The following is a 24562-nucleotide window of genomic DNA, read 5'->3' on the forward strand; positions in this document are numbered from 1 at the left end:
GCGCCCATGATCATCGATACCGATATCGGGGGCGATCCCGACGACACCGTGGCGGTGGCGGTTGCGGCGCGGAATGTGCCGGAGTTGGCGCTGGTGATCACGAGTGACGAGTACGGCGGTGAGCGGGCTCGGTTTGTGCGGTATCTGCTCGACCTCGTCGGGCGGCAGGACGTGCGGGTGGTTGCCGGCTCGGATCTCGGGAACAGCCGGCTCTACTGTGTCGACGGTTTGTTTCCGGCCGAGGTGCCGAAGCAGGAGACCGACCTCGTCTCGGCGATTGCGGACGTGTGTGCGTCGACCTCGGGCCGAGTCCGTTGGGTGGGCATGGGTCCGTTGTCGAACCTGTTGACACTGCACTCGGCGCGGCCTGACCTTGTCGCGAGAATGGTCGTGACGCAGATGGGCGGCGCGATCGTGTACCGGGATCCCTCGCGTGCCGAGCACAACTTCCGGGTGGATCCAGAGGCGGCGATCCGGATGCTCCCCGTCCTGGAGCCGTGGCTTCCCACTCTGGTCGTCTCTGACGTCACCTTCAATCAGGCGATGGAGATCACGGCCGACTCATCGATCTACAAGAGATGGGCGGAGCCGGACGCACCGCCGTGGGCGAGAGTCCTCCGAATCCATTGTGATCGCTGGATGGAACGCTATCCCGGCACGATGCAACACGACGGCCTCACGCTTGCGGCCGCAATGCTGTGGCCAGGTATCCGGTTCGCCCGGGAGCGTGTCGTTCTCGACTCCATCGCGCGCATGAGCCGTAGCGATCAAGGCACAGAGATCGTCATGTCGATGAGCGCCGATTACAGCGCCTTCATGTCCTGGCTCGATTCCAGCTCCACGTGAAGGGCGCCATCCGTTGTGGATGGCGCCCCTTGCTTCAGTTCTGGGGTACGACGAGTTGTGGGCGGAGGGCGAGCAGGACGCCGAGGGTCGCGTACCCGATCAGCAGGTGGCCGCCGCCGACCCACCGTGATGCGGCGTCACCGAACACGATCATCGCCGGGATCGTCACGAACACCCAGCTCTCCGCGACCAGCGGCCACCAGCGCAGCAGACCGCGCCACCGGCCGGTGATGGCCAGTTTGATCCCGATCACCATCATCCCGATCATCGACAATGGCCAGCAGATGTCGAGCACGAGCAGCCAGGTCGCGTCCTGCACACTCGCCGGGAGCACCCCGTGCAGCAGCGACCAGACGCTCGCCAGCGCCAGCACCACGGCCTCCACCTTGAGCAGTACGACAGCCGGCCGGGTGAGCCCGGTCGCACGAGTCTTGAACTGGACTGCCAGCAGGCAGAACAGGCCCAGCTGGAACGCGAGGCCGGTGAGGTCGCCGATCCGCTCCGGTGTCCCCTCGTTCACCGTGCTGAACGCGAAGATGCTCGACGCCCACGCCAGGGTCCCGGCCGTCAGCCCGATCCCCAACCGCCGGACCGTCCGCAGGTCCACACCGGCACCGTGCCGTGTGTCGTCCCGCGAGCCCACTGTCGTTCCGCCGTACTGGATGTCGGTTCTGGCGCGGGCTGGTGTCTCCGTCATGGTGCTTCCTTTCCTCCCCTGGGGTACATGGCGTACCTCCTGGCCAGAACTCTCCTGGCTGGGTGACCCGGGTGGCAGGTGCCGTGGTCCTGAGCTGTGTCCCGACTGGGGACGGGACAGTTGACCCGCGACGGCGGGACACACTCTGGGTGACAATGCAGCGGTGGGGGAGGACACAAGGAGGGGTTGGGGGCCGGCTGTACTCGGGGCAGCCGCGCTCCTGCTGGTGGCTGCGACCGTGGTCCTCGACGTCCGCAACGGCACCGATATCCCACCCGCGGCCGAGCTGGACGAGGGCTGGAGCGCCTCCCTGCCAGGGCTCGCCCAACTGATACCGGGCCTGCTGCTCCTGCACCGTCTCCCACGTCACCCGATCGCATGGATCCTGACCGGATCCGGGCTGTTGTGGGTGCTCGACGGGTTCGCCTCGAGCTGGGCGACGTACGCGATCTACACCTCTCCAGGGCTGCCCGGCGCGTCGGCGGCGTACTGGTTCTACTCCCGCTTCGGCGCGTTCCTGCTGCTCGGGTTGCCGCTGCTGATCCTGCTGTTCCCGGACGGGAGGCTGGCCACCGCGAGGCTGTGGCGCTGGCTGTCGATTGTCAGCCTTGCATTGACCGTGCTGCTCCCACTCCTGCTTCTGTTCACGCCGATCGACGTGATGCAGCGCTACCACAACGCAGCGCTGCCGCCTGAGATCACCCGGCTGTCGCTGGATCCGTTCAGCATCGACCTGTCGTACGGCGTCTGGGAGCCGCTACTCCGCGTCGCCTACACGGCAGTCATCGTCAGCCTCGTCGTACCGTTCGCCGTCACTGTGCATCGCTATCGGGCAGCGTCGCGGGAGCGGCGGGCGCAGATTCGCTGGCTGATGTGGGCCGCGCTGATCGACATGGTCGTGCTGATCGTCCCGTTCGAGAACCCGCCCGCGGTCCCGGCCATTCTGTTCGGTCTGGCCATTGCACTCACCTCGGCCGCGATCGTCGTCGCCGTCACCAAGCACCGCCTGTACGACGTGGATCGGTTGCTCTCGGCCACCTTCCTGTACGGCGTCCTCGCGGTCCTCGTGGTCGGCGTCGACCTGGCCGTGTTCGCGATCGCCGGCGGTGTCCTCGGCGAGCGTGATGCCGCGCTGGTCGCGATCGCCGTCGTGGCTGTGGTCTACGCCCCGCTCCGGACCAGGCTCTGGCAATGGGTACGACGTCTCGTCCGCGGCTCCCGGGATGACCCGTACGCGACGATGTCCACTCTCGCCGAGCGACTCGAGTCGGCCGCCGACCCGGACGAGCAGCTCCGAGCGGTCGCTCGCACGCTGGCCGAGGCGTTCCGGCTGCCGTACGTGCGGGTCGAGATCGAGCGGCCCGGCGGTCGGCTGGCGATCGTGGAGCACGGACGGGAGTCGGGTCCGACGCACGCGCTGCCAGTCGGCTACCGCGGCGAGTCAGTCGGCCGGCTGGTGTTCTGCTCGGGTCGCGGGACGGCGTTGTCCGAGCGGGACCAACGATTGTTGGGCGACCTGGTCAGGCAGGCTGCCGCGGCGGCGCGGGCCAGTGAGCTGAGCGCTGAGCTGCAGCAGGGCCGGAGTCGGCTGGTCGCCGCGCGCGAGGAGGAGCGGCGGCGGATCCGGCGGGACCTGCATGACAGCCTGGGCCCGAGCCTCGGTGCGGTCGCGCTGCGGATCGAGACCGCCCGGAACCTGGCGACCTCCGCTCCGGCCGAGTCGGATCGGATGCTTGAGCAGGCCACGACCGAGGTGGCTGCCGCGCTGGCCGACGTACGCAGACTGGTTCATGATCTGCGTCCACCTGCATTGGACGAGCTCGGATTGGTTCGGGCGATCGAGCAGCAGGCGGAGCGGTTCCGGCTCGGTGGGTTGTCCGTGTCGGTGGACGCGGACACGCTCGGGCCGCTGCCGGCTGGCGTCGAGGTGGCGGCGTACCGGATCGCGTCCGAGGCGCTCACGAATGTCGCCCGGCACGCTGAGGCCAGCCGGTGTGACATCACGCTGCGGGTGGATGGGACGGCGTTGGAGTTGTCGGTGAGCGATGACGGGATCGGGATCGACGAGGAGGTGACGGCGGGCGTGGGGATGCTGTCGGTGCGGGAACGGGCCGCCGAGCTCGGGGGAGTTTGCAGTGTTACGTGTCCAGCGAGCGGTGGGACCGTCGTACGCGTGACGTTGCCGCTGGGCGCCGTACCGGAGGTTGTTCATGGGTGAGCCCGTGCGGGTGCTGCTGGCCGACGACCATCCCGTGTATCGCGATGGGCTGGCCGCGTTGCTTGGCTCTCTGGACGGCGTCGAAGTCGTCGGTACGGCGGCCGACGGGGTGGAGGCGGTGGACGGGGCGCGGGAGTTGCAGCCGGATGTCGTGGTGATGGATGTGCAGATGCCTCGACTGGACGGGATCGAGGCGACCCGGGCGATCACCGCGGACAGTCCGCACATCGGCGTCGTCGTACTCACGATGGCCGAGGAGGACCAGACCTTGTTCGCCGCGATGCGGGCCGGGGCGCGTGGGTATCTGCTGAAGGGCGCGAACCAGGCCGAGATCGTGCGGGCGATCACCGCGGTCGCGCAGGGCGAGGCGATCTTCGGGCCGGCGATCGCGCGGCGGGTGGCCGAGTTCTTCTCCGCCACCCCGGTCGCCGCAGCCGGTAGTCCGTTTCCGCAGCTCACCGCGCGGGAGCACGAGATCCTGGCCCTGGTCGCGGCCGGCCGGTCGAACGCGCAGATCGCGTCCGAGCTCTTCCTGTCCCCGAAGACGGTGCGGAACAACGTTTCGAACATCTTCGCCAAGCTGCACGTCGCAGATCGCGCCGAAGCCATCATCCGGGCCCGCGATGCCGGACTCGGTCGGTAGGTTTTTGACCGTACGATACAGAATGGGTTAACGTGCGGTCGTGGCCAGACCGCGGGAGTTCGACGACAGTGCCGTCCTCGATGCAGCCATGGAGCTGTTCTGGGAGAAGGGGTACGAGGCGTCCACCACCCAGGACCTGTGCGAGCGCACCGGGCTGGGCCGGGGGAGTCTCTACAACGCCTACGGCAGCAAGCACGCGCTGTACGAGGAGACGATCAAGCGGTACGCCGCCACCCGCGCGGCGCAGCAGTTGGCGGAGCTGGAGCCGACGGATGGATCGGTCCGGGAGCGACTGCGAAACCTGATGCTCAGCATGATCGAGGTCGACCTCAAGGATTCGGGGCGGCGTGGTTGTCTCGCGCTGAACGCGGCGTCCGAGGCGAGCGGACGGACGGGAGAGGTCGCCGGCCTGGTCCACCGGCAATTCGAGGATCTCTCGGCAGCGTTGACTGCGTTGATCGCGCAGGGCCAGAGCACGGGCGAACTCTCGTCCGATCGACCGCCGCTTCAGGTCGCCCGGATGTTCCAGAGCGCGTACTACGGGCTCCGCGTGCTGGCGAAGGTCACCGACGATCGGCAGGCGCTGCTGGACGTCGTCGACGGCACCATCGCGGCGCTCTGATGCGTGGCACTCTTGCGGCGTTGATGGTCTGCGTCTTCGGGGTCACCACAGGCGAGTTCGTGCTGGCCGGCATCCTGCCCGGTGTCGCGGCCGATCTCGAGGTGTCGATCCCGGCGGCCGGCCTGCTGGTGACGGCGTACGCGCTCGGCATGATCATCGGCGGACCGTTGCTCACCGCAATCACCGCCGGCCGCCCGCGCAAGCCCCTGGTGCTCGCGCTTCTGCTGGTCGCGATCGCCGGCAACCTGATCTCCGCCCTCGCTCCTGGGTACGGCGTCCTGTTCGCTGCCCGGATCGTGACCGCCCTCGTCACCGCCACCTTCTTCGCCAACGCGATCGTGATCGCGGTCTCCGCTGCGCCACCGAGGAAGCAGGCCTCCACGGTCGCGAAGCTTGCCTTCGGCATGAACCTGGCGATGATCCTGGGCGCCCCGCTGGGCACGTGGATCGGCGACACCCTCGGCTGGCGCGCCACCTTCGTCGCCATCACCCTCTGCTGCACCGCCGGCCTCCTCCTGGTCACACGCCTCGTCCCCGGCGAGTCGTGGATCTCTGCTGCCCGCCGCGGCGCGTCGCGAGCCGAAATCCACGACTCGACGACCGCTCATGCCAGCGCGCTCGGAGAGCTCGCCGTGTTGCGGGGGCGGGAGGTGCAGGGGGCGATCGTGGTGACCGCGGTTGCCAACCTGGGGCTGCTGATGGTGTTCACGTACTTGGCGCCGCTGCTGACCGACGTCGGCTTGTCGGTCGCGCCGATGCTCCTCGTGTACGGCGTCGGCGCGGCCCTCGGCAACCTCGCCGGCGGCTGGCTGGCCGACAGCGCCCTGCTCCCGTCACAGCTCGTCGCCCTGGCGATCCTGGTCGCGATTCTCCTGGCGCTCTGGGCGTCGACCGGTACGGCGATCACGGCGGTGCTCGTCTTCGCGGCCGGAGCCGTCGGGTTCTCCGTGATCCCCGGGATGCAGACCCGCGTCATGGCCACAGCCTCGGCGGCTCCGACCTTGGCGATCGCCGTGAACGCATCGGCGTACCAGCTCGCGGCCGCGTTCGCCGGCTGGCTCGGCGGCCGCGTGATCGCCGGCCCGGGTCTCCGCACGATCTACCTGGCCGCCGCCCTCACCACAGCCGTCGGCATCGGGCTCAGCCTCGTCGCGTGGCGCCGCGATCGAACCGCCGTACCGGCTTAGGCGGGATCGCGGGTGAGGCGGCGGATGGCTAGTTCGGCGAGGAGGGCGGCGGCGTCGGGGAGGATGGAGTCGTCGAAGTCGGCCAAGGGGGAGTGGTTGTCGGGGGCGGCGTCCGGGTCGGCGGAGCGGCAGGCGCTGAGGTTGAGGTAGACGCCGGAGACCTCCTCCAGGACGTACGACATGTCCTCGGCGCCGCACCTCGGATTGGGGCGTTCGCGGAACCGGTCGGGGCCGAAGAGGTCGACGATCGTGTTCCGGGCGAACTCGTACTCCGCCGCATCGTTGACCGTCACCGGGTAGCCGAGGCGGTAGTCCACCTCGGCAGTGAGGCCGTGCGCGGACGCCAGGGCCTCGACCAGTTGCGTCGACGCCTGCTGGATCTTGACGCGAGCCTCGGCGGAGAACGTTCGGACGGTCGCATCGAAGAACGCGTCGTCCGGGATGATGTTCTCCTTTGTCCCACCCGCGATCCGCCCGACCGTGAGGACGACCGGGTCGAACACGTCGAACTGCCGCGTCACCATGGTCTGCAACGCCCCGACGATCTCGCAGAGCACCGGGATCGGGTCCTTGCCGCGGTACGGCGTCGCTCCGTGCGTCCCGGATCCGACGACACGCACGTGCAACTGGTCGGCCGCGGCCATGAACGAGCCGGGCCTGCTGCTCCACATCCCCAACGGCTGGCCGGCCGACCCGACGTGCAGACCGTAGGCGGCGTCCGCCCGGCGGCCGGCGGCGTCGAGGACACCCTCGCGGATCATGATCGGGGCCCCGCCGCTGGTCTCTTCACCAGGCTGGAACATGAACACCACATCACCGGCCAGCTCGGCCCGCAGCGAGCTCAGGATCCTGGCCGCGCCGACGAGTCCGGCGACGTGGAGATCGTGGCCGCAGGCATGCATCATGCCGGTGTGCTGGGACACGTACGGTACGTCGGTCCGCTCGGTCACCGGCAGCGCGTCCATGTCGCCACGCAGCAGGACGACGGGACCCGGTCCGCGACCACCGCGCAGTACGGCGGTGACCGAAGACAGCTCCTTGCCGAGGGTGATCTCCAGCGGCAGACCCTCCAGCGCGTCGAGGATCAGGCCCTGGGTCTTGGGCAGCTCCAGGTCGTACTCCGGGACCTGGTGCAGCGCACGCCGCAGCGCGATGATCTCGTCGCCGAACTGCGCGGCGAGCTCGACAGTCCTGCTCATGCCTTCGGTCCCAGGTTGAGGGCGGCCATCACCCGCTGAGCGCTGCCGCCCAGCTCGAGCAGCTCGACCAGATCCAGCCAGCGTTCGGGGTCCTTGACCTCGTGCGGGATGGTCGCGTCGAACGAGCCGACCGGCGCGTCCTTGGCGACCGCGACGACCTTCGGTGCGACGTCGAGGTAGTCGGCCGCCTCCAGGATCTTCCGTTTCACCGAGGCCGCCATCGGCGTACTCGGGTCGGCCGCCGCCTTCCGGATCGCGTCCAGATCGCCGTACGCCGTGACGAGTGAGGCGGCCGTCTTCTCGCCGACCCCCTTCACACCGGGCAGGCCGTCGGAGGCGTCACCGCGGAGCGTGGCGAAGTCGGCGTACCGGTTGGCGGGGATCTCGTACTTCGCGAGCAGCGCCTTCTCGTCGTACACGTCGGCCCGGCCGACGCCACGCGCGGCGGTGTAGATGACGCGGATGCCGCGGCTGTCGTCGATCAGCTGGAACAGGTCGCGGTCACCGGTGACCACGTCCACCGGCATCGTGGCCTGGTGGGACAGCGTGCCGATGACGTCGTCCGCCTCGTGGTCCGGTGCGCCGACGACCGCGATGCCGAGGGCCTCCAGGCAGGCGCGGATGTACGGCACCTGGACCTCGAGCCGGTCCGGCACGTCCTCGACCTGCTCACCCTTGGGCGTGACGAACTCGACCCGCTGCGCCTTGTACGACGGGATCAGCGCGACCCGCCAGGACGGCCGCCAGTTGTCGTCCCAGCAGGCGACCAGATGGGTCGGCCGGTGGTTCTCGGCCAGCCGGGCGATGAAGTCGAGTAAGCCGCGGACCGCGTTGGTCGGCGTACCGTCGGCGGCCTTCATCGTGTCCGGCACCCCGAAGAACGCACGGAAGTACAGCGACGCGGTGTCCAGCAGCATCAGCCGCTGCGGTGTGTCAGCCATGGGCAGATGCTTTCACAGCCGTCCGACAGACCGCGAACCCTTGCCAGACGGGCGCGACGGACCAAGGATCAGGTCAGCGTCGTCCGGGGAGGGATCGTATGCACAGGTCGTTGGCGTCCAGATTGACTGGCCTCGCGGCAGCGTTGACACTGCTTGCCATTCCACTGCACGCCGCCCCGGCCGCGGCCGAGCCGGACAAGCCGGTCAGCGTGATGACCCGCAACATCTACCTGGGTGCGGACATCCAGCGGCCGATCCGAGCCACCGCCGGGCTGACCGGCGCCGCGGCGTTCGTCGCGCTCGGCAACGCGAACCACGTCACCCGAGCCATCGTCGACCAGACGAACTTCCCCCGCCGCAGCGAGTTGCTCGCGGCGGAGATCGCAGGGACGAAGCCGGACCTGATCGGCGTCCAAGAGGTCGCGTTGTGGCGGCACGGGCCGCTCGAGTTGCCGGGTGCGGGCAGCCCGGGGGCGCTCAACGCCACCACGGTCGACTACGACTTCCTGGCGATCCTGCTCCAGGACCTCCGCCGGGCGGGCGTTCCGTACAAGGCTGTCGTCGTACAGCAGGAATCCGATGTGGAGGCACCCGCGTTCGTCGGCAACCCGTTCACAGGTACGGCGACTCAGGGCCGCGACGTGCGACTCACCATCCGTGACGTCATCCTGCTCCGGGCCAGCAGCAACCTGCGGGTCCTCGACTCGGGCAGTGGACAGTACGACGCGAGACTTGTGCTCAATGTGGCGGGACTGCCGGCCTCGTTCGTCCGTGGCTTCAACTGGGTCGACGTCGCGCACGGATCGGGTCGGCCGTTCCGGTTCGTGAACACCCATCTCGAGGCGTTCAGTTCTGACTTGGCGCTGGCCCAGGCGGTCGAGTTGCTGACCGGCCCGGCGGGCGATCGCGGCCTGACGACGATCATCGGCTGCGACTGCAACTCCGACCCTCTGAACAGCACCGTGAAGCCGACCGATCCGCTCCGGACACCCCACAACGGGCCGTACAACTTCATCACCGGACCCGGCGGGTTCACCGATCTGTGGCTGACCTGGCGACCGGCTGAGCGGGGGTGGACGTCCGGGCTCAACGAGACCGTCGACGAGCCGGCGCCGCCGTCCTTCGACCACCGGATCGACCTGATCCTCGCCCGCCCGGCACCCGGCGAGCAGGTCCGGGTCATCGCCGGGGATGTCACCGGAGCCACCAGCGCGGCCAAGGACCCGGTCACCGGGCTGTGGCCGTCGGATCACGCCGGAGTGGTGCTGACGCTCTCGCGGTGAGAACGCGTGCGGGCGGACGCCTCGCTCCAGTAAGGTCTCCAAGGTGGAGGACCTGGACCGAAAGATCGTTGGGCTGCTGGCGTCCGATGGCCGGATGAGTTTCACCGACCTGGGCAAGGCGACCGGCCTGTCCACGTCGGCGGTGCACCAGCGGGTCAAGCGGCTGGAGCAGCGCGGGATCATCCAGGGCTACGCGGCGACGGTCGACCACACCGCCCTCGACCTGCCGCTCACCGCACTCATCTCGATCCGGCCGATCGACCCCTCCCAGCCGGACGACTCGCCCGAACGTCTCCGCGAGGTTCGCGAGATCGAATCCTGCTACTCGGTCGCCGGCGACTCCAGCTACATCCTGGTCGTCCGGGTCGCCTCCCCGGCCGCCCTCGAGAACCTCCTGGCCGTCATCCGCGCCCGCGCCAACGTCTCCACCACAACCACGATCGTCCTCAGCACCCCGTACGAGCGCCGTCCACCGGCGTTGTAGGGGACCGAAGGACAGGAGGTGTCGGCGGGCGGCGCCACCCAGCACGCTCACGATCGGGTCAGTTCGGCGCGCGGGATCGAACACCTCCTGTCCTTCGGCACCGGATAGGGTCGGCTGAGTGCGCCGAGCCTTGTTGGTTGATCTGTTCAGCACTCTGGTGCCCGGTGGTGATGCCGAGCGGGATGTGGTCAACCAGTTGATGGCCAAGGTGCTGGGGGTCGAGGTCGACGCGTTCACGCGGGAGTTCGCGGCGACCTCGTACGAGCGGTTCGTCGGCGCGTACGGCGACCTGCCGAGCACGCTGCGTGTGATCGCCCAGCGCACCGGTGTCGACCCGACGGACGAACAGGTGCACGAGGCAACAAAGCTGCGGCGAAAACTGTCCCGCCGGCTCCTCAACGCCGCGCCGGCCGGGACGCTGAGCGCCTTGGCCGAGCTGCGGTCGGCCGGCTGGCGGATTGGCCTGGTCAGCAACATCACCTCGGAGACCCAGCTCCAATGGCGTGACAGCCCGCTCCCGCCGCACTTCGAGACGACCGCCTTCTCCGCCGAGGTCGGCGCCGCCAAGCCGCAGCCCGAGATCTACCTGGCCGCCTGCAACGCCCTCGGCGTCGCGCCCTCCGAATGCGTCTACATCGGCGACGGCAACGACGGGGAGCTCCCCGCGGCCGCCGCGCTCGGCATGTACGCCATCCGCACCACCGAACACTCCAACAGCGACCCCACCTGGACCGGCCCCACGGTCACCTCTTTCACCGACCTCCCCAACCTGATCGGCGCACCTACCTGACCCCTCAGGACCGATCCGCGGCCGGGGCATCGAGCGGACGACCCGCACACGAACTCCCGAGATCGCGGCCTGCCCAGGCGGGCCGGACGATTGACCAGGCGCGATGTTAGCGGTTGCCCAGGGCACCGGAGCGGGTGCGGTCGCGGATTGCACCAAGTATCAACGCCTCCGGTGCCGCCCCCTGCATTGGCGGCACCGAAGACGGGATTGGGGTTAGTTGATCTGCAGCAACTTCTGCGACTCGGCGGTCGCACGGGACGCGGCCGCGCGCTTCTCCGCTTCGGCGAGATGGTCGCCGGCGTGCTGCTTCCACCACTGCTGGCCTTCGGCCGGGAGGGTGTCGATCGGGTCGTAGTACTCGTAGGTCCGGTTGAGCGCTTCCGGGTCCTGCTGCTCGATCCCGGTCCGGTAGTTCTTCTTCCAGTACGAGATGCCGCGAACCTCGTCGTACTCGGACAACTGGTGCACCCACCGCTTGCCGACGTACGGGACGTCGCAGACGATGCGTGGGGTCGCGAAGCCGGGGAGGTACCCGAGGATGCCGTGCTGGAGGTGTTGTGCGTCACGCACCGAGACCCGCCAGTGCTCGGAGAACGGGATCATGTCGCACATGTAGAAGTAGTACGGCGTGATGGTCGCGCCATCGAGCAGCGCGAAGCACAGATCGAGCAGTTGCGGGACCGAGTCGTTCACGCCGCGCATCAGCACGCCCTGGTTGCGGACATCACGCAGACCGGCCTCGAACATCGCCTTCGTAGCCTCGGCCACCAACGGCGTCACCGACTGGGCCGCGTTCACATGCGTGTGCATCGCGACCATCACGCCCCGCTGCCGTGCGATCGTCGCCACCCGCTCGACCCCGGCGCGTACGTCGTCCGACAGCCAGTGCTGCGGCATCCCCATCAGTGCCTTGGTGGCCAGCCGGATGTCGCGGATGTTCTCGATCTCCAGCAGATGAGTGAGGAACGCCTCCAGCCGCGGCCACGGCATGTTCGCCACATCGCCACCCGACACGACGACGTCGCGGACTCCCGGCGTACGGCGCAGGTAGTCGAGCATGTCGTCGAGCCGGGTCTGCGGCTTGGCCACGAACTTCAGCTTGTCGATCACCGGGGTCGAGTTGCCGACCAGGTCCATCCGGGTGCAGTGACCGCAGTACTGCGGACAGGTTGGCAGGACCTCCGCCAGCACCTTCGTCGGGTAGCGGTGGGTCAACCCCTCCGTGGCCCACATCTCGTGCTCATGCAACGAGTCCCGAGTCGCGTGCGGGTGCGACGGCCAGTCGGTCCGCCGGTCGGTGAACACCGGCAGCATGTAGCGGCGGACCGGGTCCGCGTAGAACGCCTCGGTGTAGTCCGGGGCGCCGTTCGGGACGATCGTGTTCAGCATCTGCGGCGGCAGCAGCATCGACATCGTCGCCCGCTCGGCCTGGTCCCGGGTGAGGTCCTCGTAGAACCGCTCCTCGAGCAGGTCGCCCATCACGTCGCGCAACTGCTTCACGTTCTTCACGCAGTGCGCGCGCTGCCACTGCGCCGACCGCCACTCCTCGGCCGTGACGTCCTGCCAGCCGGGGATCCGGGTCCAGTCCGGCTCAACCAACTCGGCTCGCTGGTACGCGTACGGCTGGCCGTCACCCGGCTCCGGTACGGCGCCATCGTCAATCCGGCCAGCCTGGCTGATCAGGTCGGTCACGTAGTCCTCCGGAGCTTCAGGGATGATGCGGTCTCATGTGAGGATAGCGATAGAACTTCCCTCAGATCCAACAGTACGCCGGAAGAATTCTCGTCATACGCCGGTTTGAGTAGTATTTTGCCTGACCCCTCAAGGAGGCCCCGTGTCGTCGAGCCCGGTAGGACTGCACCGCGTGATCACCCCGTCCGGCGTGTTGCCGCAGGCGGCGGAGAGGCTGGATCCGCGTCCGGAGATCTGGCCGGACGAGGTCCGTATCGCGGTCGAGCGGCTGAATCTGGACGCCGCGTCCTACCGCCAGCTCGCCGAGGCGCACGGCGGCGACGGTACGGCGATCCGCCAGGCGGTACTCGACATCGTCGAGGCCCGCGGCAAGATGCAGAACCCGGTCACCGGCTCCGGTGGCATGCTCGTCGGTGTGGTCGAGGAGGTCGGCCCGGAGTCGCCGCTCGGCGTCGTACCGGGCGACCGCGTCGCGACCCTGGTCTCACTCACGCTCACGCCGCTGCGGATCACCGACGGCTTGGCCGACTGGGACGGCAAGAGTGAGCAGGTGCCGGCGCAGGGGCACGCGATTCTGTTCGCCCGCTCGATCGTGGCGAAGCTTCCCGACGACCTGAAGCCGGAGCTGTCGCTGGCCGTCATGGACGTGTGCGGCGCACCCGCGCTGACCGCCCGTGTGGTCCGCCAGTATGTCGACAAAGGCACAAAACCTGTCGTGTCAGTAATTGGCGGCGCAGGTAAAAGCGGGTCGCTGTCCCTGGCCGCAGCTCGGCATGCCGGTGCGGCCCGGACCATCGGGATCGTGCCTGTGCAGGCCGAAGCGGACCGGCTCGAGGCCGCTGGCCTGGCTGACACGGTTGCGTTGGCCGACGCCCGTGATCCGGTGGCTCTGGCCGAGGCGGTCGAGCGGGCCGGGGGACCGGCGGACATCACCGTTGTGTGCGTCGACGTACCGGGGTGCGAGCACGGCGCCGTACTCGCGACGGCTGCTGGCGGCACGGTGATCTTCTTCTCGATGGCGACGTCGTTCTCGGCCGCCGCGCTCGGTGCTGAGGGGCTCGCTGCGGACGTGACCATGCTGGTCGGGAACGGGTATGTGCCCGGCCATGCCGACTATGCGATGGAGCTGTTGCGGAACGAGGCGGGTGTCCGCGGACTGTTCGAGAGCAGGCTGGCGGAGGATTGAGCCGTGCGCACACTTCTGACGAACGGTTCCGTCTACTCTCCCGCCGACCCGCACGCGACCGCGATCGCGTTCGACGACGGTGTGGTCACCTGGCTCGGTGACGACACCGGCGCCTCGTCGTACGCCGATGGCGCGGACGAGGTGATCGACCTCGGCGGCAAGCTGGTCACGCCGGCCTTCGTCGACGCCCACGTCCACACCGCGCAGACCGGCGCGCTGCTGACCGGCCTCGACCTCGCTGGCACGACCTCGCTCACCGAGGCGCTCGACAAGCTCTCGGCCTTCGCGGCGCAGCTTCCGGCCGACGCGGTGATCGACGGTGCCGGTTGGGACGAGACCAAATGGCCGGAGGGTCGCCCGCCGACCGCGGAGGAGCTCGATCGCGCTGCTGGTGGGCGCCGGGTGTACCTGTCCCGGATCGACGGGCACTCGGGAGTGATCTCGTCGGCTCTGGTGACGGCGGCTCGAGGTGACGGCTACGACTCGAGTGGTCGGGTGGAGCGGGGTGCGCACCACGCCGTGCGTGACGCCCTGAGCGAGCTGATCGGGCCGGACCAGCGTCGTACCGATGTGAAAGCCGCGCTGCAGGCGATGGCCTCGAAGGGGATCGGCGCGTTCCACGAGATGGCGGCACCGCACATCGGGCCGTTGTGGGAGCTGCCGATCGTCCGCGAGGTGGCGGACTCGATGGGCTTGTCGGCCACGTTGTACTGGGGTCAGCCGGGTGTCTTCGAGCACGTCGACACCTACGGCTTGGCCGGCCTCGCCGGTGACCTGAACGCGGACGGCGCCTTGGGATCGCGTACGGCGGCTTTGCGCGAGGCGTACGCCGATTGCGCGGACCACCGCGGTCACGCGTACCTCACGCCCGAGGAGATCGCTGAGCACGTGATCACGTGCACCGAGCGGAGCGTGCAGGCCGGCTTTCACTGCATCGGCGATCAGGCGCTCGACAACATCGCCCGCGGTTTCGAGCTGGCTGCTGAGAAGGTCGGCGTCCAGGCGCTCGTGGCAGCGCGGCACCGGCTCGAGCACGTGGAGATGCCGAACGACGAGGCGATCGCGACGCTCGCCCGCTGTGGTGTCGTTGCTAGCGTCCAGCCGATGTTCGACGCACTTTGGGGTGGCCCGGATGGCATGTACGCCGAGCGTGTCGGCGACCGGTGGCAGGGCATGAACCCGTTCGGCTCGCTGGCCCGTGCAGGCGTCGTACTGGCGTTCGGCTCGGACTCGCCGGTCACCGAGCTCGGCGGCTGGGAGGCCGTGCGGGCGGCCGCGTTCCATCACCAGCAGGGGGAGCGGATCACGGTGCGGGCCGCGTTCCAGGCGCACACACGCGGTGGTTGGCGCGCAGCCGGGATCGACGATGCCGGCGTCCTCGCTCCTGGTACGGCGGCGACGTACGCGATCTGGCAGACCGATGCGGACCTCGTCGTACAGACGCCGGACTCGCGGGTCGCGGCCTGGTCGACGGACCCGCGCGCCGGCGTGCCTGTGCTGCCGGACCTCAGCTCGAGTGCAGTGCCTACCTGTCAGCGGACCGCCGTCGGTGGCCGCGTGATTTATGAAGTCGAAGGATGGTCGCAGTGACGCGTGCGGTGAAGAAGCTCGACCTCGATCCGGTCACCGTGCGCAAGGCGCGGAGTCTGGCGCGGAAGGCAGGCCGGCCGATCGTGAATCTGGCTCGGCAGCACACGACGGTGTCGGTCGAGCGAGCGGTACTGCGGTTGGCCGGACTGACCGGCGCGGACACCGAGGGCATTCCGTGGGTGAACCGGCTCGCGGACACGGTCCGGGCGGATGTCGGGCTGGAGCACGGCTTCGCGTTGCCCGTGTGGGATGCATTGGTGCGTGGCGAGGCCGAGGATCTGAGTGTTCTCGCGCAGAAGGCTGCCTCTGGGTCGGTGACGTTCCGGCTGCCTGAGGGGCGGGACGCCGTACGGGCTCGGGCCGCGTCGCGGAAGGCGGCTGCCGCCGGGATGAAGCGGATCGACGCGCGACGGCGGGAGCGGGACCGGTTGATCAAGCGGCACGGTGACCCGGAGCAGCGGCCGTGGATCTACCTGATCGTTGCCACCGGCGACATCTACGAGGACATCCCGCAGGCCCAGGCGGCCGCGCGCGAGGGCGCGGACATCATCGCGGTGATTCGGTCGACCGGTCAGTCGCTGCTCGACTACGTGCCGGAGGGCGCGACCCGGGAAGGGTTCGCCGGGACGTACGCGACGCAAGAGAACTTCCGCTTGATGCGGGCGGCTCTGGACGAGTCGTCGCGCGAGCTGGGGCGCTACGTCCGGTTGACGAACTACGCGTCCGGGCTGTGCATGCCGGAGATCGCGACGCTGGCCGGGCTCGAACGGCTGGACATGATGCTGAACGACTCGATGTACGGGATCCTCTTCCGCGACATCAACCCGATCCGCACCTTCGTCGACCAGCGGTTCAGCCGGCAGATCCACGCCCGCGCCGGGATCATCATCAACACCGGCGAGGACAACTACCTGACCACCGCGGACGCGGTCGAGGCCGCGCACACGGTGACGGTGTCGCAGCTGCTGAACGAGTACTTCGCCAAGGAGGCCGGACTCGAGGACTGGCAGCTCGGCCTCGGGCACGCGTTCGAGATCAACCCGGATCTGCCCGACTCGTTCCGGCTCGAACTCGCGCACGCGATGCTGGCCCGGCAGTTGTTCCCGGACGCTCCGCTGAAGTGGATGCCGCCGACTCGGCACATGACCGGCGACGTGTTCCGCGGCTACCTGCTGGACGGGTTCTTCAACCTGGTCGGCGCGATGACCGGGCAGGGCATCCTGCTGGTCGGCATGATGACCGAGGCGGTGGTGACGCCGTGGATCTCCGACCGCGACCTGGCTCTGCAGAACGTCCGCTACGTGATGGGTGCCGCCGGCAACCTTCATGAGGACTTCCGGCCGGAACCGAACGGCTTCATCGCTTCCCGTGCTCGCCAGGTGCTCGCCGAGTCGGTCGAGCTGCTGGAGGAGATCGTCGACGACGGTCTGCTGAACGCGATCGGCGACGGCACCTTCGGCCTGATGAAGCGCCCCCAGGACGCCGGCCGCGGCCTCGAGGGCGTGGCGCGGCGTTCGTCGGAGTACTACAACCCGGCGATCGAGTTGTTGGAGGAGGGTCAGTGAGCATCGTCAGGCCGTACGGCGATACGACTGGGGACGGGATGGTGCAGCTGTCGTTCACGCTGCCGGTTCCGCACGACAAGCGGGCCGAGGGGGCCGCCGTTCAACTGGCGAACAAGATGGGCATGGACCCGGCGCTGGTCGTGCACGCCAAGGCGGTGGGACCCGACTTCACCTTCTTCGTGGTCTACGGACCGGTGAACCACCTCGTCGACACAAGCAAGGTCGAGGTGATCGAGCGCGACTACCCGCTGCTGTCGCCGAAGGAGGTCAACCTCGCGATCCGCAAGACCCTGCGCCGCCGGCTGACCATCGTCGGTGCGTGTATCGGCACCGACGCGCACACGGTCGGAATCGACGCGATCATGAACATCAAGGGGTTCGCGGGGGAGAAGGGCCTGGAGTACTACCGCGAGCTGAAGGTGGTGAACCTCGGCGCCCAGGTCGCCGTACCGGAGCTGGTCCGGCGGGCCAAGGCGGAGAAGGCGGACGCGATCCTGGTGTCGCAGGTGGTCACCCAGCGGGAGGCGCACGTGCTGAACACCAAAGAGATGTCGGCCGCGTTCCGGGAGGCGTACGCCGAGGACGCGCGGCCCGTGTTGGTTGCCGGTGGCCCCCGTTTCACCGAGCAGATGGCCGGCGAGCTCGGCGTGGACCGGGTGTTCGGCCGCGGCACCACACCTGGCGAGGTGGCCAGCTACCTGGTCGACGCACTCGTGACCAAGCGAACCCCGCACAGAAAGACTGCGTGAAAAGGTGTCAAAGGCAACTATCGGGCTGTCCGTGACGCATCGACGCTATGTGCCGTACAGCCATGCGCACTACGCCGGGAACCTGGTCGACGGTGCTTACGTGCTCGGGCTGTTCGGCGATGTCGCGACCGAAGTGTGCATCCAGGCCGACGGCGACGAGGGACTGTTCGCGTCGTACTCCGATGTGCAGTTCCTGCAGCCGTTGCGGGCCGGTGACGTTGTGGAGGTGACGGCAACGATCACCCGGGTCGGCAACCGCAGCCGGGAGCTCGAGTTCAGTGCGTCCGTCGTCTGCCGGGGCCGGCCGGAGGTGTCGGAGTCGGCGGCCGAGGTACTGGCCGAGCCGCTTGTGATCACGCGCGCAACCGGGACGGTCGTCGTACCGGTTGGGTGACGAATAGTTGCCCTGGGTAACGATCACGTGGCGTGCCGAGACGGCTCTGTAACGTGACTCTGGTGAGCGATCCTCGTTTTTCCGGATAGCACGAGCGAAAGTGTTACAACGGCCTCAAGGAGCCGGTGGAGAGGTTGACACCATCGCCGTCAGCGAGCATCGTTTTGGGAGTCGTCATATCCCGTTTTATCAACGGTCACACGAAGTTCGGCCACCGGATGATCCCGCGACGCTGACCAGGCCAGTGCCAGGCTTGAGTCGACGGGGGCTGAGATCGCCGGTGGTTAGCCCCCCGCGGGGCAGAGGTGGAAGAGGCTCGGCGGCCAGTAGACAACAGCCGGACGGTTCGCAGCCAGCGCATCGACGGTTGGTCCGAAGGCGCGCCGAGCCTCTTTCCTCTTTTCGGGCTTGCTGAGACCTCGGGCTTGCTGAGGCGATTTCACTTCCTCGCGTTCTGTTGATTTCCCTTCACTTTCCGCAATCGGTGCCCATTGGCTACTGACCGGATACATTTGCCTGTCCGGGACGTTGTACGGTCGTGCGACCGGCGTCCGCCGGGAACAGTGAGGACAAGGGGTACCGCGTGGACCGGTTGAAGGCTCTGGGACGCGTCCTGCCGAGGGTGGCGGTGGCCGTCGTGGCCGGCGCTCTGCTCGGCTTCGCCTTCGAACCGCACGACTACCCCTGGCTCACGATCGTCGCCGTACCGCTCTTCCTGGCCGCGCTGAACGGCGCCTCGGCCAAGGGCGGTTTCCTGATCGGCGCCGGGTTCGGGATCACCTACTACCTGGTCCTGGTGCCGTGGCTCAGCATCATCGGCGGCGACGCCGCGATCGCGTTGGCGATCCTCGAGGGACTGTTCTATGCGGTCTTCGGGGCGCTCGCGACCCAGGTGCTCAAGCTGAAGCTGTGGCTGCTGTGGATCCCGTGCCTGTGGGTGGCGACGGAGTACGCGACCGCATCGATCCCGTTCGGCGGGTTCCCGTGGGGCCGGCTGGCGTGGGCCTTCGCCGACTCGCCGCTGGGCAAACTGGCGTCGCTGGTAGGCATCCCCGGCCTGAGCTTCGCGATCGCCGTGCTCGGTGTGCTCGTGTACGCCGTACTGCGGCCGAAGAGCGTGCTCAAGCTGCGGGTCGTCGCACTGGTCGCCGGTGTCGCGATCGTCGGCGGCAGTGCGCTGATCAACCTCTCGACCGAGGGCGACGGCAAGGTCGTGAAGGCGGCGATGGTGCAGGGCAACGTGCCCGGCAAGGGCCTGGAGTTCCTCGGCCGCGCCCGGACCGTGACCCGCAACCACCTCAACGCGACCCTCGACCTGCAGAAGCGGGTCGAGGAAGGGTCGGAAGACAAGCCGGACATCGTGATCTGGCCGGAGAACTCGACCGACATCGACCCGTTCAAGGACGCCGAGACCCGGGCCGACATCGAGGAAGCGGTCAAGGCCGTGAACGTGCCGATCCTGGTCGGCGCCGTACTCGAGGGCCCCGGTCCGAACGAGCGGCAGACCACCGGCGTCGTCTGGGACCCGCGGACCGGCCCCGGCCAGATCTACGCGAAGCGGCACCCGGTCCCGTTCGGTGAGTACATCCCGTTCCGCGAGCAGTTGCTGCCTTACATCAAGCGGCTCGAGATGGTCGGCCGGCAGACCGCCCCCGGCAAGGTGCCGGGCGTACTGCCGATCGGCGGAGTCACGTACGGCGACGTGATCTGCTTCGAGGTCGCGTACGACGACGTCGTCGAGGACGTGATGAAGGGCGGCGCCCAGGTCCTCGTGGTCCAGACGAACAACGCGACGTACGGCGGGACCGGGCAGCCCGAGCAGCAGTTCGCGATCACCCGGATGCGCGCGATCGAGACCGGCCGGACCGTGCTGATCGCGTCCACCAGCGGCATCTCCGGCGTGATCCAGCCGGACGGCACCGTCGAGCACAAGTCGTCACAGTTCGTGCCGGACGTGTATGTCGCCTCGGTTCCGGTCCGCGATACCCATACGCTGGCCACCACACTCGGCGGCTGGCCGCAGTGGATCTTGACCGGCCTGGGGATCCTGGGAGTGGTCCTCGCGTTGGTGGCGCGCCGCAGGCGGGCGACCGGAGGCCCGGAGACCCCGCCGGCGGCCACGCGCAGCCGCGAAAAGGTTCCGGCCTGATCCTCAGGCCGGCTCGGAACCGGTGACAGTGCCGTCACCGGAGGCAGGAGTAGTTCAAGCGTGAGCACCCCCTTCGCGGATCTCGGCAAGATCCTGGTGATCATCCCGACGTACAACGAGGCCGAGAACATCGAGCCGATCGTGCGCCGGCTGCGCGACGCCGTACCGGAGGCCGACGTCCTGGTCGCCGACGACAACTCGCCCGACGGCACCGGCGACCTGGCCGACAAGCTGGCCGCGAACGATGACCACGTGCACGTCCTGCACCGCAAGGGCAAGGAGGGCCTCGGCGCGGCATACATCGCCGGCTTCCGCTGGGGGATCGAGCGCGAGTACGGCGTCCTGGTCGAGCACGACGCGGACGGGTCACACCAGCCGGAGCAGCTGCCCCGGCTCCTGACTGCGCTGCGGGATGCGGACCTCGTGCTGGGGTCGCGCTACGTCAAGGGCGGCGCCGTACAGAACTGGCCGAAGTCGCGGGAGATCCTCAGCCGGGGCGGCAACATCTACACCCGGCTGGCGCTCGGCGTACCGCTGCAGGACGCCACCGGCGGGTATCGCGCGTTCCGGCGAGCAACACTGGAGGGAATCGGGCTGGACGAGGTCGCCTCCGCGGGCTACTGCTTCCAGGTCGATCTGGCGTGGCGGGCGGTCAAGTCCGGGTTCCGGGTCGTCGAGGTGCCGATCACCTTCGTCGAGCGGGAACGCGGTCAGTCCAAGATGTCGCGGGCGATCGTGATCGAGGCGATGGCCCGGGTCGGCCGGTGGGGCCTCGCTCACCGGGCACGTCAGCTCCGAGGGTTGTTCAGAAAGGGGTAGGACATGCCGTGGTTCGTGGCGCTGGCGCTGCTGGTGGTGCCGATCCTGGAGATCTACGTGATCATCCAGATCGGCCAGGTGATCGGCGGCTGGCCGACGGTCGGCCTGCTGCTCGTCGAGAGCGCGCTCGGCGCCTGGCTGATCAAGCGCGAAGGCCGGCGGGCGTGGAACGCTCTCCAGAACGCCCTGCAGACCGGGAAGATGCCTGGCCGCGAACTGTCGGACGCCGCCCTGGTCCTGGTCGGCGGCACCCTGCTGCTCACCCCCGGGTTCGTCACGGACATCTTCGGCTTCTTCTTCGTCCTTCCCTTCACCCGCCCGCTGGCCCGCCGCGGCCTGTCCGCGTTCCTCGGCCGGCGACTGGCGACCCAGATGGGCGGCGCTAACCTCGGCGGCTTCATCCCAGGCGGCGGCGTCCCCGGCGCGCCACGACCACCATCGGCGTCCGACGACGTCATCCAGGGCGAGGTCATCGACCCCGACAAGAAGTAGCCGTCCAACCCACGCGTGCGTACGCAGGCGCTCCGTCGTCGCTCCGCTCCTCGGCCCGCCCCGCTACGCCCTGCTCCCACCCGCCCCCGGCTTGGCGCCGGTGCATCCCCCTGCCGGCTACCGCCGACAGTCTGCGGGCTGCCGCCCGCGGATTGCTCGCATCGCTCGCGGTCGACCACGTTGGCCGACACCCAGCCTGGAGACGTCAACCGCCGGGCCGGCGCGTTGGCTCAGCTGTCTCGACCCTGCCATGTGGTGACGCAGGCTTCGTTCCCCTCCAGGTCGGCAAGCACCCAAAAAGCGGGAGCACGGGTCGCGGACACAAGTCGGCCCCCAGCCGCCAGTGCGGATTCGATCCGTCGGGGTGCCTCGTCATGCGGAACACTGATGTCGATGTGGATGCGATTACGCTGCGGGCGGGCGCGGTCCATTTGCTGGAACCAGATGGCCGGGCCCTGCCCAACCGGGTCGACAAGAGGATCCTCCGGCCCTTGGCGCCCCACCTCATCGGCATATCCCAGCACTGCCTTCCAGAACGGCCGTATCCCGGCGATGTTCAGGGCATCAATCGCCAGCTCCAGAACCTGGATCGACCGTGGCGCCTCCGTTCCGATTCCGGGCTCCGTCAGAAACCCGGACTTGTCAGCGATGGCAGAGATCACTCGCGCAAGTTCGATATCCCGAGTGGTCACCGCTGCACAGTCCAACGACTGCAGTGTGAAGACTGCCCGATCGGGACGGACATCGACCCGAAGATGACGGTCGGCATCGTCGCCACACACTGCGACGGCGTCCGCTGCCAAGGCGATCGCCTGAGCCAACGACCCGACCGGAACCGAGGTTTGCAGCGCGCCCAGCATGTAGCGCCACCCGAAACTCTGGACAGCCTCGGACGCTTCCGGCCGACTCAGTATCTGCTCCATGGCCGCATCCTTGCAGCTCACTTGCCGGTACTTCCGACACACGCCCTATTCCGCGAAGTCGCAGTCCTCTCACGACGGACGCCGGCCCCTGGCATTCGACGCGGGCGGCAGCCCGCAGTTCGGCGGCGGTAGCCGCCAGGGGATGCACCGGCGCCAAGCCGGGGGGTGGGCGGGAGCGGGCGTAGCGGGCGTGCCGAGGAGCGGAGCGACGAAAAACTGGCTGCGTAGCACGCGTGGGTTGGACGTCAGCCTTGCTCGGCGAACGGCCCGTTGAAGGCTAGCTTGGCGAAGCGCTCCGCCATGCGTTGGTGAGACGGGCCGTCGGGGTGGAGGTCGTCCGGCAGGGGGAGTTCGGCGTTGTCGGCGGCGCCGTACAGTTCGCGGCCGTCGAGGTAGTGCAAGTTCGGGTCGTCCCTTTGGGCGACGATGCGAGCCAGGTCGTCCCGGATGACGTTGAGCGTCAGCTTCCCGGCCGGTACGTCGGCCGGGTCGCCGGTGGCCTGGAAGCGCAGTTCGCCGCGGCTGAGGCCCTGCAGGTCCCACATGGTCGGGCCCGGGGTGTCCTCGTGCATCGGGCAGAGGACGGGGGAGACGACCAGGAGTGGGGTGGTGGGGTGGCCGTCGCGGATGGTGTCGAGGAAGCCGTGTACGGCGGGGGCGAAGGCGCCGCGGCGCATCGCGTCGGCGTTCACCACGTTGATGCCGAGTTTCACGCTGATCAGGTCGGCGGGCGTGTCGCGCATCGTGCGGGCGATGAACGGCTGGAGCAGCGCGCTCCCGCCGAAGCCGAGGTTGATCGGCTCCACGCCGGCGAGGGAGGCGGCGTGTGCGACCCAGGTCCCGGTCGGGCTGGTCGCGTTCGAGCCGTGGCTGATCGAGCTCCCGTGGTGCAGCCAGACTCGCCGCTCCAGGTCGGCCGGCTCGATCGGCGCATCGGTGCGCAGGGCAACGAGTTCGGTGGTCTCGGCATGCGGCAGCCAGATCTCCACCGTCTTCAACTCGTCGGACAGCCCGGCGACGCTGACAGTGCCCGCCTCACCGAGCTCTGTCTGGGTGGCCCCGGTGGTGAGATCGATGGTCATCACGTTGCCGCCCGGCACGGTCGCCTGGTCGACCAGTTTCCCGTCGACGAGTACGTCGTACACACCGTCCGGCGGATGCGGAGCGCCGGTGTACACCCGCTTGGTGGGCCGGGTGTCCAACTCGATCGCTGTAGCCCGGGTCCTGAACACCAACCGCACCCCGGACGGCTGCGCCTCCACCATCTCCAACTGCGGATCGTCGTACTGCCGTCGAGCCCACCCAGGCAACCGATGCGGCAAGACCCCGACCTCGGTGTCCTCCAAGTCAAGCGCCCCACGCAGCAACTCAGCCGTAATAGCGGTCGTGATCCAGCTGTGCATTGGACCAGTATGTACGCGTGAACCAAGACCCCGCGCTCGTCCCCGAGCTCCTCGTCGAGTCAGTTGCCGCGAGCATCGACTTCTGGTGCGGACTGTGTGGTTCGAGGTGCGGTACGACCGCCCGGAGGAGGGTTTCGCGTACGTCGTCCAGGGCGGCGCGCACGTGATGCTCGAGCAGGTCGGCGTCACCGACCCCGACGGTTACCTGCTCCGGTTCCAGGCCGCCCTGGGGCGATCGCATGAAAAACGGGCCTCACCGCGCCGTTGCGGTGTGGCCCGTTCGGGTGTTGTCAGGCGGTGCGCTTGGTGCGGTGCAGGTGGGCGGGGCCGATCTCGCCCTTACGGAGGAGTTCGACTCGCTCGGCCAGCAGCTCCTCGAGTTCGGAGATGCTGCGGCGCTCGCGCAGCATGTCCCAGTGCGTACGGGCCGGCTTCTCCTGCTTCGGCTCCGGCTTCTCACCGGTCGACCGGGCGGCCTCGCTGCCGCAGTGCGGGCACTCCCAGATCGCGGGCACCTCGGCGTCGTGCGCCATGGTGACCTCGACCACGTGGCCGCGGGGGCAGTCGTACGTGATCATCTGCCGCGGCGCGAACTCGACACCACGGTCATCCTCGAAGCTGACCCCACCCAGCCCCGAACCACGCAGTACGCGATTAGACATGTCAAACCTCCGAGATCGTCATCCGTGC

At 68.6% G+C, this 24562-nt stretch carries 24 protein-coding genes; 16 read left to right on the plus strand and 8 right to left on the minus strand.

What is annotated here, in order from left to right:
• Nucleotides 1–6 precede the first annotated feature (6 nt).
• The gene (locus V9K99_RS24960) at nt 7–846 is read left to right on the plus strand and encodes a nucleoside hydrolase (protein ID WP_337004360.1); all 840 of its coding nucleotides are present in this window, start codon (nt 7–9) and stop codon (nt 844–846) included.
• Nucleotides 847–880: 34 nt separating this feature from the next.
• On the opposite strand, the gene V9K99_RS24965 is transcribed toward V9K99_RS24960, so the two are convergent.
• The gene (locus V9K99_RS24965) at nt 881–1543 is read right to left on the minus strand and encodes a hypothetical protein (protein WP_337004362.1); all 663 of its coding nucleotides are present in this window, start codon (nt 1541–1543) and stop codon (nt 881–883) included.
• Nucleotides 1544–1769: 226 nt separating this feature from the next.
• Here V9K99_RS24965 and V9K99_RS24970 point away from each other — a divergent pair, with 226 nt between their 5' ends.
• Genes V9K99_RS24970 through V9K99_RS24985 form a run of 4 tightly spaced genes read left to right on the plus strand, consistent with a single transcriptional unit; the run spans nt 1770 to nt 6213 of the window.
• Nucleotides 1770–3761 carry a sensor histidine kinase gene (locus V9K99_RS24970; RefSeq protein WP_337004364.1) on the plus strand — a complete coding sequence of 664 codons (1992 nt, stop codon included), beginning with the start codon at nt 1770–1772 and terminating at the stop codon, nt 3759–3761.
• Entirely contained in the window at nt 3754–4404 is a 651-nt protein-coding gene (locus V9K99_RS24975) for a response regulator transcription factor (RefSeq protein WP_337004366.1), read from the plus strand. Before V9K99_RS24970 ends, V9K99_RS24975 begins: the two co-directional genes overlap by 8 nt.
• A 40-nt stretch (nt 4405–4444) precedes the next feature.
• Entirely contained in the window at nt 4445–5026 is a 582-nt protein-coding gene (locus V9K99_RS24980; RefSeq protein WP_337004368.1) for a TetR/AcrR family transcriptional regulator, read from the plus strand.
• Nucleotides 5026–6213 (plus strand): MFS transporter, encoded by a 1188-nt coding sequence (locus V9K99_RS24985; RefSeq protein ID WP_337004369.1) that lies wholly within the window; start codon nt 5026–5028, stop codon nt 6211–6213. The genes V9K99_RS24980 and V9K99_RS24985 overlap by 1 nt, the downstream gene beginning before the upstream one ends.
• Here V9K99_RS24985 and V9K99_RS24990 read toward each other — a convergent pair.
• Nucleotides 6210–7412: a M20 metallopeptidase family protein gene (locus tag V9K99_RS24990; RefSeq protein WP_337004371.1), complete on the minus strand. Its 1203-nt coding sequence runs from the start codon at nt 7410–7412 to the stop codon at nt 6210–6212. The two genes, V9K99_RS24985 and V9K99_RS24990, sit on opposite strands and share 4 nt — an antisense overlap.
• Complete coding sequence (locus tag V9K99_RS24995; RefSeq protein WP_337004918.1) at nt 7409–8329, minus strand: 5'-3' exonuclease; 921 nt, start codon at nt 8327–8329, stop codon at nt 7409–7411. Before V9K99_RS24995 ends, V9K99_RS24990 begins: the two co-directional genes overlap by 4 nt.
• 122 nt (nt 8330–8451) lie before the next feature.
• Here V9K99_RS24995 and V9K99_RS25000 point away from each other — a divergent pair, with 122 nt between their 5' ends.
• The 3 genes from V9K99_RS25000 (at nt 8452) to V9K99_RS25010 (ending at nt 10910) form a co-directional block, all read left to right on the plus strand.
• Nucleotides 8452–9636, plus strand: a complete 1185-nt coding sequence (locus V9K99_RS25000; RefSeq protein WP_337004372.1) for an endonuclease/exonuclease/phosphatase family protein — start codon at nt 8452–8454, stop codon at nt 9634–9636.
• 43 nt (nt 9637–9679) lie between these two features.
• Entirely contained in the window at nt 9680–10120 is a 441-nt protein-coding gene (locus V9K99_RS25005) for an Lrp/AsnC family transcriptional regulator (protein ID WP_328999880.1), read from the plus strand.
• A 118-nt stretch (nt 10121–10238) separates the two neighbouring features.
• On the plus strand, nt 10239–10910 hold the full coding sequence (locus V9K99_RS25010; protein ID WP_337004375.1) for an HAD family hydrolase: 672 nt from the start codon (nt 10239–10241) through the stop codon (nt 10908–10910).
• A gap of 213 nt (nt 10911–11123) precedes the next feature.
• Here V9K99_RS25010 and V9K99_RS25015 read toward each other — a convergent pair whose 3' ends face one another.
• Nucleotides 11124–12602, minus strand: a complete 1479-nt coding sequence (locus V9K99_RS25015; protein ID WP_442914733.1) for a KamA family radical SAM protein — start codon at nt 12600–12602, stop codon at nt 11124–11126.
• A 142-nt stretch (nt 12603–12744) separates the two neighbouring features.
• Between V9K99_RS25015 and V9K99_RS25020 the strand changes: the two genes are divergently transcribed.
• From V9K99_RS25020 to V9K99_RS25055, 8 genes are all read left to right on the plus strand, one after another.
• The gene (locus V9K99_RS25020; RefSeq protein WP_337004377.1) at nt 12745–13788 is read left to right on the plus strand and encodes an L-erythro-3,5-diaminohexanoate dehydrogenase; all 1044 of its coding nucleotides are present in this window, start codon (nt 12745–12747) and stop codon (nt 13786–13788) included.
• Between the two features lie 3 nt (nt 13789–13791).
• Complete coding sequence (locus V9K99_RS25025) at nt 13792–15378, plus strand: amidohydrolase (RefSeq protein ID WP_337004379.1); 1587 nt, start codon at nt 13792–13794, stop codon at nt 15376–15378.
• A complete protein-coding gene (locus tag V9K99_RS25030; protein WP_337004381.1) occupies nt 15366–16943 on the plus strand; it encodes a lysine 5,6-aminomutase subunit alpha in 1578 nt (525 codons plus the stop codon). Before V9K99_RS25025 ends, V9K99_RS25030 begins: the two co-directional genes overlap by 13 nt.
• A complete protein-coding gene (locus V9K99_RS25035) occupies nt 16940–17692 on the plus strand; it encodes an OAM dimerization domain-containing protein (protein WP_337004383.1) in 753 nt (250 codons plus the stop codon). Before V9K99_RS25030 ends, V9K99_RS25035 begins: the two co-directional genes overlap by 4 nt.
• Before the next feature lie 4 nt (nt 17693–17696).
• The gene (locus V9K99_RS25040) at nt 17697–18086 is read left to right on the plus strand and encodes a hotdog domain-containing protein (RefSeq protein ID WP_337336408.1); all 390 of its coding nucleotides are present in this window, start codon (nt 17697–17699) and stop codon (nt 18084–18086) included.
• 583 nt (nt 18087–18669) lie between these two features.
• Nucleotides 18670–20235 (plus strand): apolipoprotein N-acyltransferase, encoded by a 1566-nt coding sequence (lnt, locus tag V9K99_RS25045; RefSeq protein ID WP_337004387.1) that lies wholly within the window; start codon nt 18670–18672, stop codon nt 20233–20235.
• Between the two features lie 60 nt (nt 20236–20295).
• Nucleotides 20296–21054 (plus strand): polyprenol monophosphomannose synthase, encoded by a 759-nt coding sequence (locus V9K99_RS25050; protein ID WP_337004389.1) that lies wholly within the window; start codon nt 20296–20298, stop codon nt 21052–21054.
• Nucleotides 21055–21057: 3 nt separating this feature from the next.
• Nucleotides 21058–21546, plus strand: a complete 489-nt coding sequence (locus V9K99_RS25055; RefSeq protein WP_337004391.1) for an FxsA family protein — start codon at nt 21058–21060, stop codon at nt 21544–21546.
• Nucleotides 21547–21776: 230 nt separating this feature from the next.
• Here V9K99_RS25055 and V9K99_RS25060 read toward each other — a convergent pair whose 3' ends face one another.
• The 4 genes from V9K99_RS25060 to V9K99_RS25075 all read right to left on the minus strand — a co-directional run bounded on the left by V9K99_RS25060 (nt 21777) and on the right by V9K99_RS25075 (nt 24534).
• Nucleotides 21777–22469 carry a VOC family protein gene (locus V9K99_RS25060; protein WP_337004393.1) on the minus strand — a complete coding sequence of 231 codons (693 nt, stop codon included), beginning with the start codon at nt 22467–22469 and terminating at the stop codon, nt 21777–21779.
• Between the two features lie 245 nt (nt 22470–22714).
• Complete coding sequence (locus V9K99_RS25065; protein ID WP_337004395.1) at nt 22715–23872, minus strand: GDSL-type esterase/lipase family protein; 1158 nt, start codon at nt 23870–23872, stop codon at nt 22715–22717.
• Nucleotides 23838–24113, minus strand: a complete 276-nt coding sequence (locus tag V9K99_RS25070; protein ID WP_337004397.1) for a hypothetical protein — start codon at nt 24111–24113, stop codon at nt 23838–23840. Before V9K99_RS25070 ends, V9K99_RS25065 begins: the two co-directional genes overlap by 35 nt.
• A 49-nt stretch (nt 24114–24162) precedes the next feature.
• Nucleotides 24163–24534: an RNA polymerase-binding protein RbpA gene (locus tag V9K99_RS25075; protein ID WP_131296220.1), complete on the minus strand. Its 372-nt coding sequence runs from the start codon at nt 24532–24534 to the stop codon at nt 24163–24165.
• Nucleotides 24535–24562 lie beyond the last annotated feature (28 nt).

The sequence above is a fragment of the Kribbella sp. CCNWLW201 genome (assembly GCF_037203805.1).
Lineage (GTDB): Bacteria > Actinomycetota > Actinomycetes > Propionibacteriales > Kribbellaceae > Kribbella.

Bases quoted from the DNA above. Each gene is read 5' to 3' on its own strand.
- V9K99_RS24985 (WP_337004369.1), top strand. From the start codon at position 5,026: ATGCGTGGCACTCTTGCGGCGTTGATGGTCTGCGTCTTCGGGGTCACC.
- V9K99_RS25070 (WP_337004397.1), bottom strand. From the start codon at position 24,113: ATGCGATCGCCCCAGGGCGGCCTGGAACCGGAGCAGGTAACCGTCGGG.
- V9K99_RS24990 (WP_337004371.1), bottom strand. From the start codon at position 7,412: ATGAGCAGGACTGTCGAGCTCGCCGCGCAGTTCGGCGACGAGATCATC.
- V9K99_RS25030 (WP_337004381.1), top strand. From the start codon at position 15,366: ATGGTCGCAGTGACGCGTGCGGTGAAGAAGCTCGACCTCGATCCGGTC.
- V9K99_RS25000 (WP_337004372.1), top strand. From the start codon at position 8,452: ATGCACAGGTCGTTGGCGTCCAGATTGACTGGCCTCGCGGCAGCGTTG.
- V9K99_RS25075 (WP_131296220.1), bottom strand. From the start codon at position 24,534: ATGTCTAATCGCGTACTGCGTGGTTCGGGGCTGGGTGGGGTCAGCTTC.
- V9K99_RS24960 (WP_337004360.1), top strand. From the start codon at position 7: ATGATCATCGATACCGATATCGGGGGCGATCCCGACGACACCGTGGCG.
- V9K99_RS25055 (WP_337004391.1), top strand. From the start codon at position 21,058: ATGCCGTGGTTCGTGGCGCTGGCGCTGCTGGTGGTGCCGATCCTGGAG.
- V9K99_RS24995 (WP_337004918.1), bottom strand. From the start codon at position 8,329: ATGCTGCTGGACACCGCGTCGCTGTACTTCCGTGCGTTCTTCGGGGTG.
- V9K99_RS25065 (WP_337004395.1), bottom strand. From the start codon at position 23,872: ATGCACAGCTGGATCACGACCGCTATTACGGCTGAGTTGCTGCGTGGG.
- V9K99_RS24975 (WP_337004366.1), top strand. From the start codon at position 3,754: ATGGGTGAGCCCGTGCGGGTGCTGCTGGCCGACGACCATCCCGTGTAT.
- V9K99_RS24965 (WP_337004362.1), bottom strand. From the start codon at position 1,543: ATGACGGAGACACCAGCCCGCGCCAGAACCGACATCCAGTACGGCGGA.
- V9K99_RS25060 (WP_337004393.1), bottom strand. From the start codon at position 22,469: ATGGAGCAGATACTGAGTCGGCCGGAAGCGTCCGAGGCTGTCCAGAGT.